Raw genomic sequence first — 13,540 nt, forward strand, 5'->3', positions numbered from 1 at the left:
CGGTACGGCGAACCCGCCGCCCCCGCGTCCTCAGCCAGCGGCGAGCGAGACCACCCCGGACAGGTCGCGGACCACCCCGGTGACCTCGCCGGTCGTCGGTTGCCAGCGCAGCAGCCCGCCCGGGTTGCGGCGGAGCAGCACCGCGCCGTCGGAGTCCCAGCCGAGCACCTCACAGCAGCCCTTCCGCACATCCCTGCCCAGGTTCAGCAGACGGGTCACCGCGCCGGTCCCGGCGTCCAGCAGCGCGATCCCCTCCAGGCCGCTCGTGCTGCCGGTGGTGATCCAGCCGGCGCGGGCCACCCGGTCGCCGTGCTGCCAGCCGCGCCCGTAGAACTCGTCGACCCGGTGGCCGGCGGGCAGTGCGCTCTGGTCGAGCGGCCGGCCGCCCGGCTCGGTGTCCCCGGCGCTCGACATCCACCGGCTCAGGCGCAGGCCCTTCGGGGCGCCGCCCAGGGCCAGCAGGGCGTCCGCCCGGGCGGACGGGTCCGGCGTGACCAGGTCCCACGGCGACAACGGCACCCTGCGGGTGGTGCCCGAGTCGCGATGCAGCTCGTACGTGGTGTCGTTGTCGCCGACGAGGAGCCGGTCACCGGCCCAGAGCACGTGCTCCAGGTAGCCCTCGAGCGGGTAGCGGTGGACCTGGGCGGTGGTGAGGTCGACGACGATCACCTCGTCGGTCTGCGCGAAGGCCGCGAGCCGCCCGTCCGGGGAGAGACTTCCGGACTTCAGCGGCGCTGCCTCGTTGCCGGCGGCGTCGCGCGTCCGGGCCGGGGTGACCACGTCGAGTTCCCGGACGATGCCGTCGTCGCCGAGCACGCGGATGCGGCCCTCGTCACCGCTCGCCGGATCGAACGGCTGGTACAGGGCCAGCGCCTGGCGGACCGGGCGGACGGAGAGCGACGCCTCCACGGGGTCGCCGAGGCGACCGAGCGGGTCACCGGGATAGGTCAGTTGGAGCGGGGGTTCCTGCACCGGAGGGGCGCTCGGCGTGGGGCTCACGGTCGGGCTGGTGCCCGGAACGGGCGCCGGGCCGCCGGTGGGGCGCAGCGCCACCGCCGTAGCGCCGGTGAGCAGGACGACCGCGACGGCGGTGGCCGCCGCGGCGCGGCGATGGCGGCGGACCCGCCGGGCCCGTTCCCAGCCCGCGACCGCCGGGCGCTCCGGTCGGATGTCGTCGGCGGCCAGGGTCAGCAGACGGCCGAGGTCCTCCTCCCTCACCGGGTCACCTCCATTCCGTCGGCGAGGCCGTCGTCGCGGCCCAGCTCGGGCGCCACCTCGCGGAGTCGGCGCAGCGCCGCGTGGCACTGGCTCTTCACGGTGCCCACGGTCACGCCGAGCACCTCGGCGGTGGACGTCTCGCTCAGGTCCTCGAAGTACCGCAGCACCAGCACGGCCCGCTGGCGCGGTGGAAGCTGCCCGAGGGCGTCGTGCAGCGCGAGCCGCAGGGCGCCGTCGCGGTCGGCGCTCACCCGGTCCGGCGGTTGCGCGCTCAGCCACTCCCGCCGGCGCCGGCGCCACCAGGAGGCCGCGTCGCGGTAGAGGATCGAGCGCACGTACGCGGCCGGGTCGCCCTCCCGCACGCTGGGCCAGCGCAGCGCGAGCTTGAGCAGCGCGTCCTGAAGCAGGTCCTCGGCCTGGTGCCGGTTGCCGCAGACCAGGTACGCGGCGCGCAGCAGCCGGTGCTGGTGGCTCTCCACGAAGGCGACGTAGCCGTCCCGGCCGTCGTCCGCCGCACGTCCCATCCGCCCTCCTCCCCCGGCACCGTTTCCGCGTCACCTGTCAGACGTACGGGAGGGCGCAAAAGGTTGGGTCAGTCCTCCGGCAGCCCGGTGAGGTGCGGCCGCCCTGGCCGGGCGGCCGTCGCTGCGGTGGTGGGCGGATTGACGGGCGGCGCCGCGACGGCCGGCGCCCGTAGCACGCGCCATCCCGCGAGGGTGACCAGCGCGAAGGTCACGGCGGCGGCGACCACCACCGGCACGGTGCCGAACGCGCCCGCGACCAGGCCGGCGAGGGCCGCGCCGACGGGCGCGGTGAGCAGCCCGGTCATCCGCTGCGCGGCGCCCACCCGGCCGAGCAGGGCGGCGGGTATTCGGCTCTGGCCGTAGGAGGCCCAGAGGCTGTTCCACACCGAGGTGCCCGCCGCGAAGCCGGCCAGCGCGACTCCGGCCGGCACCGGCTGCCGGGCCAGCGCCAGCCACGCCAGCGCCACCGTCTGCGCGGCGAGCACCGCGCGCAGCACGGGCAGCGTGCCGAACCGGGCGGCGAGCCGGCCCGACACGAGCGCCCCGGCGACCCCGCCGACGATGGCGGTCGCCGTGAAGAGCCCGTACCCGGCCGGTGGCACCCGCAGCACGTCCAACGCGTACAGCACCACGACGGCCAGCAGCCCGCTGATGGCGAGGTTGCTCGCGGCGGTCAGCAGGGTGACCCGCCACAGTGTCGCGTCGCCGCGCAGCCAGCGCAGCCCCGCCGCGATGTCGCCGCGGACCGACGCCGTCCGGTCGCCCGGCGCGGCTCCGCCTGTGGTGACCGGGCGGATGGTCGGGCTGAGAGCGAGCACCAGCACGGCGGCGAGCGCGAAGGTCAGGGCGTCCAGCGCGAACGGAAGGGCGGGAGCGGCGGCGAACGCCGCCCCGGCGACGGGTGCGCCGAGCAGCCCACCGGCCACCGCCGTACCGGCCTGGAGCCGGCCGTTGGCCCGGGGCAGGGCGGCCGCCGTCACCACCGACGGCAGCAGCGCGAAGGAGGCGGCGTCGAAGAAGGCGCCCAGCGCGGCGAGCAGGAAGGCCACCAGCAGGATCGTCGTCACGCCGGCCCGGTCGGCGACGACCGCCGCGGCGAGCCCAGCCACGACGACCGCTCGCGCCCCGTCGACCAGCGCCATCGTCCGACGCCGGTCCCATCGGTCGGCGTAGACGCCGCCGAGCAGACCGAACAGCAGCGGCGGCACCTGGGCCGCGACCGTCACCGCGGCGATGAGCCGGGGATCGCGGGTCAGCGTCGCGGCCAGCAGGGCCAGTGCGGGCGTACGCAGGGCGTCGCCGAAACGGGAGGAGACGGCGGCGGACCAGAGCAGGTGGTAGTCACGGCCGAGTCGAATTCGGGGCATGCCCGGGACCCTGAAGGATCGACCCGGTCGAGGGTCAAGCCGCCGGGTGAAAGGGGGACGCGCGTGTCGGTGATCATCGGTACGGTGGGCGCCGGCATCGGACCGGGGAGCGCAAGGCTGTGGACCACACCTTCCAGGTCGACCTCCGTGGCGTGGTCGACCTGCTCAGTCATCATCTCTACGGCAGCCCGCGGGTGTACGTCCGCGAGCTGCTCCAGAACGCGGTGGACGCGATCACCGCGCGGCGGGCGAGCGACCCCGACGCGCCGGCGCTGATCCGCGTCGAGCCGCCCGAGTTGACCGGCGACGGGACGCTGCGGGTGCACGACACCGGCATCGGTCTCACCGAGGCGCAGGTGCACGAGCTGCTCGCGACCATCGGCCGCAGCTCCAAGCGCGACGAGCTGGGCTTCTCCCGGCACGAGTTCCTCGGGCAGTTCGGGATCGGACTGCTCTCCTGCTTCCTGGTGGCCGACGAGATCCGGGTGCTCACCCGGCACGGCGACGAGCCGTCGGTGTGCTGGACGGGCCACTCCGACGGCCGCTACACCGTGGAGCCGGCCCCGCCGGGGGCCGGCCGGAGCGAGCCGGGCACCACCGTCACCCTGGTCCCGCGCCGGGACGCCGACCAGTGGTTCGCCACCCCCACCGTCCGGGACCTGGCGCGGCTCTTCGGCTCCCTGCTGCCGGTCACCGTCCGGGTCGGCGACGTGGTCACCACCGCCGGGCCGCCGCCGTGGCCGACGTCGCCGGGCGCGCCCGTCGACCGTCCCGCACTGATCCGGTACGCCCGGGAGACGCTCGGCTTCGAGCCGTTCGACGTGCTGCCGCTCGCCGCGCCGGAGGCGGGGCTGACCGGCGTCGCGTTCATCCTTCCCGAGCCGGTGAACCCGGCGGCCCGGGCCGGTCACCGGGTCTACCTCAAGCGGATGCTCCTCACCGAGCACGCCGACGGCCTCTTGCCGGACTGGGCGTTCTTCGCCCACTGCGTGGTGGACGCCAGCGAGCTGCGGCCGACCGCGAGCCGCGAGGCGCTCTACGAGGACACGCTGCTCACCGCCACCCGCGACGCGCTCGGCGACCAGGTGCGGGGCTGGCTGGTCCGGCTGGCCAAGCACGACCCGCGCCGGCTGGCCGAGTTCCTCCAGGTGCACCACCTCGGCGTCAAGGCGTTGGCGCTGCACGACGACGAGATGCTCCGCCTGGTCGACGAGTGGTGGCCGATGGACACCAACGTCGGCACGCTCACCCTCGCCGAGTTCCGTCAGCGGCACGGCCTGATCCGGTACGCGGCCAGCCTGGACGAGTTCCGTCAGCTCGCCGCCGTCGCCGCCGCGCAGGACCTCGCGCTGGTCAACGGCGGCTACACCTACGACACCGAGTTGATCGAGCGCCTGCCCACGGTGGACCGTTCGGTGCTCATCGAGCGGTTGGAGCCCAGCGACCTCACCACCCGCTTCGACACCCTCGACCCACAGGTCGAGCTGGCCCTGCGGCCGTTCCTCAGCGCCGCGCAGCGGGCGCTGGAACGCACCGGCTGCGAGGTCGTGATCCGGGCGTACGATCCCGTCTCGCTGCCGGCGCTCTACCTGGTGAGCCGTTCGGCGGCCTTCAACGACCAGCTCGCGGCCAGCCGCGACCGGGCCGACGAGCTGTGGGGCGGTGTGCTCGACGCGCTCGCCGCGTCCGCGCCGCCGGACCGCCCGCAACTGGTGCTGAACCATCGCAACCCGCTGGTCCGGCGGGTCAGCACGCTCACCGACCCGGAGCTGGTGGGGCTCGCCGTGGAGGCGCTGTACGGGCAGTCGCTCCTGCTCGGCCACCACCCGATCCGCGCGGCCGACGCCGCACTGCTGAACAGTTCCTTCCTCGGCCTGCTCGGCCGGGCCGTGCCGGGACGGGAGTGAGCGGTGGGCACGAACGACGACGACCTGTGGCGGGTGCTCCGCGAGGTCAGCAACATGCCGTACGGGGCGGGGCAGATCGCCGCGTTGGAGCAGCTGCTCCGACGGGTGGACGCCGCGGACGACCGGCACCTGGCCTTCGTCACGCGGATGCAGGCCACCACCGGCTACACCTACGGTGGCGAGCCCGCGAAGTCCTTCGTGACGTTCTCCTGGTGTCTCGGCGAGTTCGACCGGGATCCGCAGCCCTACCACGCGCGGCACGCCCGGCAGCTGCTCTGGCACTTCAAGTACATGGTCAACGGCCTGCTGAAGTTCCCCGAGGTGCCGCTGGACCGTACCCACGCGGTGCTCGACGACATGCAGCGGCGCTACCAGGCGGGCGGACACAGCCTCCAGGCCGTGCACAAGCACCGGTTCCGGGTGGCCGAGCACGTCGGCGACGACGAGGCGGCCGCCCACTGGTACCGGCTCTGGCAGACGACGCCGCGCGACGACCTCTCCGACTGCGCCGGCTGCGACCCGACCACGGAGGTGCAGTACCTGTCCGACACCGGCCGGTACGCCGAGGCCGTGGCGCTCGCCGAGCCGGTGCTGGCCGGCCGGCTCACCTGCACCGAACAGCCGCAGGCCATCCTGACCGCGCTGCTCGTGCCGTACCTGCGCACCGGTCGGCACGACGACGCGCGCGGCGCGCACCGGGAGGCGTACCGCCGGCTGCGCGGCAACCTCTCGGACCTGTGGGACATCGCCGACCACGTCGAGTTCTGCGTCCAGACCGGAAACGAGGCGCGGGCGCTGGAACTGGTCGAGCGGCACCTGGACTGGCTGGACCGCGCGCCCTCGCCGGCGGCGGCCATGAACTTCGCGGCCGCCGCCTCCGCCGCGCTGCGACAGGTGGACGGGGACCTGCCGGTGTACCGGCGCGCGGCGGGCGACCGGCCGGCTGGTGACGTCCCGGCGGCGCGGCTCGCCGACGAGCTGGCCGGCACCGCCACGGCGCTGGCGGCCCGCTTCGACGCCCGCAACGGCACCACCCGCCAGTCCGAGCTGATCGCCGGTCGCCTCGCCGTCCGCCCGACCGGCGAGCACCTGCCGCTGTCGGCGAGCCTGCGCCGCCGTCCGGCCCGCCCCGGCGCTGCCGGGCCGAGCCCGACCGGACCGGGCGGGGCCGAGGCGGCGGCACCGGCCGATCCCGGCGTACGGCGGCCGGAGCCGGTGACGGTGCCGGCCGACGCCGGAGCCGACGAGCTGCTCGACCTGGCGGAGACGTGCTGGCACCGGCACGACCTCGCCGGCTTCCGGACCGTCCTGGCGGCCTACGACGAGCGGTTCGGCGCGGCGGAGCCGTCCCCCGCCGCGGCGGCGCGCCGCCTGGAGCTTCGGGCGGCGCAGCTGAGCGACGGCGAGCAGGTCCCGGCCGCGGTCGAGGTGGCCCGCGCGGCGGTGACCGCGTACCGGGAGTTGGGCGACGAGGTGCGGGCGCAGGTGGTCACGAGCCGGCTCGGTGTGCTTCTCGCCATGTCGGAGGAGGGCGTCGAGGAGGGGCTGGCGCTGGCGGAGGCGGCCGTCGAGGCGCTCGACCGGATCGGGGACGACCGGCTGCGGGCCGCCGCCCACGACCGGGTGGCGCTCGCGCTGATGCAGGGTGAACGCTGGTCGGAGGCGCTCACCGCGCTGGAGCGGGTGCCGGCGGGAGCGGCCGGTGACCCGTACCTCGAACTGCGGGTCGCGCTGCACCGCACCCACGCCCTGGAGGAGTTGGCGCGCGAGGAGGAGTTCCGGGCGTCGGCCGAGCACGCCCGGCGGCTCGCCCGCGACCTGGGCGTCGGTGAGCTGCTGATGACCGCCAGCCTGGCGTACGCCCGGGCCGTGGACGACCCGGCGGAGGCGGTGGCGGCCTGCGACGAGGCGTTGCGGGTGGCGCCGCCCGAGGCGCTCGTGGCGGTGCGGGTCACCCGGGCCCGGGCGCTCATGGCCGCCGACCGGGCGGACGAGGCGGTCGACGACTTCGCCGAGGCGGTAACGCTCTGCGTGGAGCGCGGCGCCGAGGGAGACGCGCTGCTGCGCTGGGAGTTGGCGAACGCCTACCAGGTCGCGGGCCGGTTGAGCGAGGCGGCGGAGGTCGCCGAGGAGGCCGTGATCGGGCTCGACAAGCTCGGCGCGCAGGCCCAGGCGGACCGCTGCCGGTACCTCCTGGCCGGTATCTACCAGGGGCTGGGCGAGATCGATCCGGCTCTCGCGTTGCTGGCGCAGCTCGCCGAGAACCTGGACGGCCCGGACAACCTCCCGCACCGGGCCCAGATGCTGGAGGAGGCCGGCGGCCTGCTCTACGACGCCGACCGGGACGCGCAGGCCGCCCAGCGGTTCGCGGCGGCGGCGAGCGCGTACGAGCTGGCCGGGCTGGCGCTGCACGAGCTGCGGGCGCGCCGCCGCGAGGCGTACGCCTGGATGTGGGCGGGCGACGGCGCCGCGGCGCAGCGCACGGTGGCCGTCCTGGACCGCCTCGCCGCGGCGCTGGACGGCGGGACCGAACCGCCCGTGACGTACGAGCGGGCCATGGCGGCCGAGGCGGCGGCGCGGGTGCTGGCGAACGACGGCGGTGCGGCCGAGGCGCTCGACCGGCTGGCCGGCGTGCCCGACCGGCTGCGGTCCATCGAGGCGTTCGGCGAGGCGGCGCAGGTGGAGATCTTCACCGGCGAGCTGCTGCTGCGGCTGGACCGGCCCGCCGAGGCCGAGCGGCAGCTGCGCGAGGTGCTCGGCGGCCTCCCCGCCGGCTCCCGGCCGGTGCAGCAGGCGGCCTGGCTGCTCGCCCGGGCGCTCGACGACCTGGGCCGGTCGGAGGAGGCGGCCGCGCTGCGCGCGGAGCACGACCTCGACCAGGACGACTGACGGTGATCCGGGCCGGCCGATCGCGGCCGGCCCGGACCGGTGGCCCGGGACCGGCGGAGGTGAGCAAACCGGTCGGTAACCGTGCCTCCACCCGGTCGTCCGCGCGGGTCTACGCTTGCCCGGTGACGGTGGAGCAGCAGGCACGGGGCACGGGAGGCGGGAGCCGGCGCCGCTCCCGCAAGGACGAGATCCTGGAGATCGCGGTCGGTCTCTTCGCGGCCCGGGGCTATCACGGCGTCTCGATGGACGACATCGGCGCGGCGGCCGGGGTCACCGGGCCGGCGCTCTACCACCACTTCGCGGGCAAGGAGGCGATGCTGGTCGCCGCGCTCATTCCCGTGAGCGAGGGGCTGCTCGCCGGCGGCCGGGAACGCGCCGCCGCGCACCCCGGCGACCCACGGGCGGCGCTGGAGTCGCTCATCGACTTCCACGTCGACTTCGCGTTGGCGAACCCGGCGGTGATCGCCCTCCACCTGCACGAGTTGGACCGTCTTCCCGACGAGCCGCGCCGCCGCATCCGCCGGCTCCAGCGGTTGTACGTGGAGGAGTGGGTGGCCGTGCTCACCGCCCTGCACCCGGGCATGCCGGACGGCGAGGCGCGGGTGCTGGCGCACGCGGCGTTCGGCCTGATGAACTCGACCCCGTTCCTCGGTGGCGAGGTGGACCGCCGGCGTCGGGCGGAGCTGCTGCGCGGTGCCACGCTGGCCGCGCTCCTCGCCTGACCACCCGCTGTCGGCCGGCCGGTGCCGACTCGTGAGTAACCCGGGTGGCGTGGTTCCCTGAGATCCGTCCCGACCCCTGGACGCTGGGAGGAAACATGATCGAGTCACTGCTGGTCGCGAACCGGGGCGAGATCGCCCGCCGGATCATCCGTACGGCCAAGCGGCTCGGGATCCGTGCGATCGCGGTGCACTCGGAGGCGGACGCCGGGCTGCCCTTCGTCACCGAGGCCGACGAGGCGGTCTGCGTGGGCCCGGCGAACCCCGCCCAGAGCTACCGCAACGTCGAGGCGATCCTCGCCGCGGCCAAGTCCACGGGTGCGCAGGCCATCCACCCCGGCTACGGCTTCCTGTCGGAGAACGCCGACTTCGCCCGTACGGTCGAATCGAGCGGCCTGATCTGGGTCGGCCCCGGCGCCGACGCGATCACCGCGATGGGCGACAAGATCAACGCGCGGAACCTGATGGCGGCGGCCGGCGTCCCGGTCGCGCCCGGCACCACGGAACCGGCGGCCGACCTCACCGCCGCGCTCGCGGCGGCGGCCGAGATCGGCTACCCGGTGATGGTGAAGGCCGCGGCCGGCGGTGGCGGCATGGGCATGGGCGTGGCGACCGACGAGGCCGCGCTGAGCACGGAGTACGACAAGGTCCGGTCGTTCGCCGAGCGGATGTTCGGTGACGGCTCGGTGCTGATCGAGCGGTACTTCCCGCGGGTGCGCCACGTGGAGGTGCAGATCCTGGGCCTGGCCGACGGTCGGGTCGTGGCGCTCGGCGAGCGGGAGTGCTCGGTGCAGCGGCGCAACCAGAAGCTGGTCGAGGAGTCGCCGTCCCCGGCGGTCGACCCGGAGCTGCGGGCGCGGTTCCTGGCCGCGGCCGTGCGGGCCGGCGAGGCGGTGAACTACCGCAACGCGGGCACGGTGGAGTGCCTGCTCGACCCGACCACGAACGAGTTCTTCTTCCTGGAGATGAACACCCGGCTCCAGGTGGAGCACCCGGTCACCGAGCTGGTCTACGGGCTCGACCTGGTGGAGGAGCAGCTGCGGGTGGCCTCCGGGCTGGCCCCGACGTTCGACCCGGACGCGCTCGCCCCGCGCGGGCACGCCATCGAGCTGCGGATCAACGCCGAGGACCCGAAGCGTTTCCTGCCCGGGCCGGGAGCGATCACCGCCTGGAGCGAGCCGGTCGGCGCGGGGGTACGCGTCGACTCCGGCTACGTCGCCGGGAACACGGTGACCCCGTTCTACGACAGCCTCATGGCGAAGCTCATCGTCAGTGGCGCGGACCGGGCCGAGGCGATCGAGCGGGCGAAGGCCGCGGTCGCGGCGTTCGAGATCGCCGGTCCGAAGTGCAACCTGCCGTTCTTCGCCGAGCTGCTGGAGAACGAGGAGTTCCGCTCGGGCGACTACGACACCGCGATCGTCACCCGCATGCGCTGACCCCACCCCCGCTCTCCCCCGTTGATCAAGAGGTGCGCGTCAGGATTCCGGCTCGGCCTGACGCGCACCTCTTGATCGATGTCGTGGGGCGGTGGGAGGCGGGCGGGATCGGCCTGGTGACATGCTGGAGGGACCAGCCCAGCACCGCGTCACAGTGAGGTGACCCCTTATGACGAGCCTGCCGAACGCCGTGTCGATCCGGGAGGTCGGGCCCCGCGACGGGTTGCAGAACGAGGACCCGATCCCGACCGACGCGAAGGTGCGCCTGCTCGACGCGCTCTCCCGCACCGGCGTCAAGCGGATCGAGGCGGTGTCCTTCGTGCACCCGAAGGCGATCCCGCAGATGGCCGACGCGGACGAGGTGTGGCAGCGGGCCGACCGCGTCGACGGGGTGCGCTACTCGGCCCTGGTGCCGAACACCCGGGGGGCGCAACGCGCCCTGGCCGCCGGGTTCACCGAGATCGAGGTCGTCGTCTCGGCCAGCGACACGCACAACCGGCGCAACGTCAACCGTTCCACCGACGAGTCGCTGGACGACATCGCCGAGTTGATCGACCTGCTGCACGGTGCGGGCGCCCGCGCCGAGGTGATCGTGGCGACCAGCTTCGGCTGCCCGTACGAGGGGGACATCGACCCGCGGCGGGTGGCGGGCATCGTGGACCGGGTGGTCCGCGACGGGGCGGACCGGGTGGCGTTCGGCGACACCACGGGGATGGGCACGCCGCGCCGGGTCCGCGAGCTGTTGACGGCCGTACGCGACCGCAACGCGCACATCCCGGTGCTGCTGCACTTCCACAACACCCGGGGGACCGCCCTGGCCAACCTGCTCACCGCGCTCGAGCTGGGGGTCACCGAGTTCGACGCCAGCGTCGGCGGCCTCGGCGGCTGCCCGTACGCGCCGGGCGCGAGCGGCAACCTCGCCACCGAGGAGGCGGTGCACATGCTGCACGACATGGGCATCGACACCGGCATCGACCTGGATGCCCTCATCGAGGTGGCGGAGCTGGCCGAGCGGCTGGTCGGCCGGCAGCTGCCGTCCGGCGTGCTGCGCGCCGGCCCGCGCACCCGCCTGGCCGGCTAGCTCAACCCGGGCACCCGCGCCCAACCCGGGATGTCGGACGGGGCCGGCCCTTCCTCGGGGCCGGCCCCTCCGTCGTCACCGGTGTGGGAGTCAGCCCACGGTCACCGGGGCCGGCCAGCTGTCGCGGAAGATCTGGCTGTCGGTGCCGTCCGCGGCGCGCTCCGCGCTGCGGGTGCCGGCGAAGAGGTTGCTGACCCGGTTGGCCTCGGTCGTGCTCGGGTACGGGTTGGTGCAACTGGTGCCGGCGCTGCCGCCGGACATCAGGATCGCGCAGTTGCCGTTGTAGTTGTCGGGCAGGCCGAGGATGTGCCCGATCTCGTGGGTCATGATCCGCAACGGGCTGTACTGCTGCGCCTGCTGGGTGTCGATGTAGACACGGCCGTTGCCGAGGCTGGTGCGGACGGCGTACGAGCCGCCGCCGGTGATCTGGTAGATCCGCAGGTTCGAGCCGCAGTTGGCCGAGAGGGTCAGGTTCGAGGTGGCGTTGTTCCAGATCGTGGCGGCCTGGTTGGCGATGCTGGCGAAGCTGGGCGCCTGGCTGGTGTTGTAGCAGATGGTCATGGCGGCCGAGGCGGGTGACGGGTTGGCGACCGTGACACCGAGGGTGGCGCCTGCCGTCGCGACGGCGGCGACCGCGAGCCGGCTGATCCGTGAGGTCATGACTCACTCCAATCCGGAAGTTTCGGGGTGCCAGGAGCCTAGCCATAGAGATAGGTAGATATCAATATCTGTGCGGAACGTGGCCGGGTGGCCGGAGGTCGCCGCGATGGGTTAACCTAACGATCGTTCAGGTCGGTACGGCGAGGGAGTCGGCGTGACGCTCGACGGTGAGGCACTGGAGCAGCTGCGCAAGCGCGCCAAGGCCGGCGGTGCGGACAAGTACCACGCGGCGAACGCCGCGAAGGGCAAGCTCTTCGCGCGCGAGCGGGTGGCGCTCCTGGTCGACGAGGGCAGCTTCGTCGAGGACGGCCTCTACGCCAACGCGCTGGCCGAGGGGCTCCCTGCCGACGGCGTGGTCACGGGCACCGCCACCATCGACGGGCGGCCGGTCTGCCTCATGGCGAACGACTCCACCGTGAAGGCCGGCAGTTGGGGCGCCCGTACGGTCGAGAAGATCATCCGGATCATCGAGCGGGCGTACACCACCGGCGTGCCGATGGTCTACCTCGTCGACTCGGCCGGCGCCCGGATCACCGACCAGGTGGAGCTGTTCCCCGGCCGGCGTGGCGCCGGGAAGATCTTCTGGAACCAGGTCCGCGCCTCCGGCTCGATCCCGCAGGTCTGCGCGCTCTTCGGGCCGAGCGCGGCCGGCGGGGCGTACATCCCGGCGTTCTGCGACGTGGTGGCCATGGTCGACGGCAACGCCAGCATGTACCTGGGCTCCGACCGCATGGTCGAGATGGTCACCGGCGAGAAGACCACGCTGGAGGCGATGGGCGGGGCCAAGGTGCACTGCGCCGAGTCCGGCGTCGGGCACTTCCTCTGCAAGACCGAGGCCGAGGCGCTCGACGTGGTGAAGCGCTACCTGTCCTACCTGCCGGCGAACTGGACGCAGCAGCCGCCCACCGCGCCCGCCGCCGAGGCGCCCGCGACGGCCGACCTGGCCGCTCTGGTGCCGGCGAGCGAGCGGCAGGCCTTCGACATGCGGCGGTACGTCAAGGGCCTGCTCGACGACGGGTCCTTCTTCGAGATCCAGGCGCTCTGGGCCAAGGAGCTGACCATCGGCTTCGGCCGCCTGAACGGCGAGGTCGTCGGTGTGGTCGGCAACAACTCGATGTTCAAGGGCGGCGTGCTCTTCGTCGACTCCGCCGACAAGGCCACCCGGTTCGTCCAGCTCTGCGACGCGTTCAACGTGCCGTTGCTCTTCCTCAGCGACGTGCCCGGCTTCATGGTCGGCACGGCCGTGGAGAAGCAGGGCATCATCCGGCACGGCGCAAAAATGATCACTGCGATCTCCGAGGCGACCGTGCCGAAGATCTGCGTGGTGGTCCGCAAGGCCTACGGTGCGGGCCTCTACGCGATGGCCGGCCCGGGCTTCGAGCCGGACGCCACCATCGCACTCCCCACCGCCAAGATCGCCGTGATGGGCGCCGAGGCGGCGGTGAACGCCGTCTACGCCAACAAGATCGCCGCGATCGCCGACGAGGCCGAGCGCGCGGCCTTCGTCGCCGCGAAGCGTGAGGAGTACGAGCGGGACATCGACATCGTCCGGCTCGCCAGCGAGCTGGTGGTGGACGCGATCGTCGAGCCCCAGGAGCTGCGGGCCGAGCTGGTCCGCCGCCTCGCCGCCGCGCGCGGCAAGGACCGCCACTTCTCCCGGCGCCGGCACGGCGTCACCCCGGTCTGACCGACCGACCCCGCGTCCGCCGCCGGCGTCACGAGCGCCCGGTCGGCCCGTC

Annotated in this window: 10 protein-coding genes; 6 read left to right on the top strand and 4 right to left on the bottom strand. The window is 74.1% G+C overall.

Translation table 11 applies throughout. The annotated features are described in order from the left end of the window. Positions 1 to 30 precede the first annotated feature (30 nt). The 3 genes from SM573_RS12890 to SM573_RS12900 all read right to left on the bottom strand — a co-directional run bounded on the left by SM573_RS12890 (position 31) and on the right by SM573_RS12900 (position 3,109). Positions 31 to 1,218, bottom strand: coding sequence for a hypothetical protein (locus SM573_RS12890; RefSeq protein ID WP_474616161.1), 1,188 nt, complete (start codon positions 1,216 to 1,218; stop codon positions 31 to 33). Next, complete coding sequence (locus SM573_RS12895; RefSeq protein ID WP_474616162.1) at positions 1,215 to 1,742, bottom strand: SigE family RNA polymerase sigma factor; 528 nt, start codon at positions 1,740 to 1,742, stop codon at positions 1,215 to 1,217. Before SM573_RS12895 ends, SM573_RS12890 begins: the two co-directional genes overlap by 4 nt. Positions 1,743 to 1,810: 68 nt before the next feature. Next, positions 1,811 to 3,109, bottom strand: a complete 1,299-nt coding sequence (locus tag SM573_RS12900; RefSeq protein WP_474616163.1) for an MFS transporter — start codon at positions 3,107 to 3,109, stop codon at positions 1,811 to 1,813. 119 nt (positions 3,110 to 3,228) lie between these two features. Here SM573_RS12900 and SM573_RS12905 point away from each other — a divergent pair, with 119 nt between their 5' ends. The 5 genes from SM573_RS12905 (at position 3,229) to SM573_RS12925 (ending at position 11,141) form a co-directional block, all read left to right on the top strand. Further along, a complete protein-coding gene (locus SM573_RS12905; protein WP_474616164.1) occupies positions 3,229 to 5,016 on the top strand; it encodes an HSP90 family protein in 1,788 nt (595 codons plus the stop codon). Positions 5,017 to 5,019: 3 nt separating this feature from the next. Next, positions 5,020 to 7,905: a hypothetical protein gene (locus tag SM573_RS12910; protein WP_474616165.1), complete on the top strand. Its 2,886-nt coding sequence runs from the start codon at positions 5,020 to 5,022 to the stop codon at positions 7,903 to 7,905. Between the two features lie 122 nt (positions 7,906 to 8,027). After that, positions 8,028 to 8,627: a TetR/AcrR family transcriptional regulator gene (locus tag SM573_RS12915; RefSeq protein ID WP_474613374.1), complete on the top strand. Its 600-nt coding sequence runs from the start codon at positions 8,028 to 8,030 to the stop codon at positions 8,625 to 8,627. A gap of 95 nt (positions 8,628 to 8,722) precedes the next feature. Further along, positions 8,723 to 10,060: an acetyl-CoA carboxylase biotin carboxylase subunit gene (locus SM573_RS12920; RefSeq protein WP_474616166.1), complete on the top strand. Its 1,338-nt coding sequence runs from the start codon at positions 8,723 to 8,725 to the stop codon at positions 10,058 to 10,060. 169 nt (positions 10,061 to 10,229) lie between these two features. Then, positions 10,230 to 11,141: a hydroxymethylglutaryl-CoA lyase gene (locus SM573_RS12925; RefSeq protein ID WP_474613372.1), complete on the top strand. Its 912-nt coding sequence runs from the start codon at positions 10,230 to 10,232 to the stop codon at positions 11,139 to 11,141. Positions 11,142 to 11,231: 90 nt separating this feature from the next. Here the strand turns inward: SM573_RS12925 and SM573_RS12930 are convergent, their stop codons facing one another. Continuing rightward, positions 11,232 to 11,801: a snapalysin family zinc-dependent metalloprotease gene (locus tag SM573_RS12930; RefSeq protein WP_474613371.1), complete on the bottom strand. Its 570-nt coding sequence runs from the start codon at positions 11,799 to 11,801 to the stop codon at positions 11,232 to 11,234. 154 nt (positions 11,802 to 11,955) lie between these two features. Here SM573_RS12930 and SM573_RS12935 point away from each other — a divergent pair, with 154 nt between their 5' ends. Beyond that, the gene (locus tag SM573_RS12935; RefSeq protein ID WP_474613370.1) at positions 11,956 to 13,488 is read left to right on the top strand and encodes an acyl-CoA carboxylase subunit beta; all 1,533 of its coding nucleotides are present in this window, start codon (positions 11,956 to 11,958) and stop codon (positions 13,486 to 13,488) included. The last annotated feature ends 52 nt before the right edge of the window (positions 13,489 to 13,540 follow it).

This window comes from Micromonospora xinjiangensis (assembly GCF_056150165.1).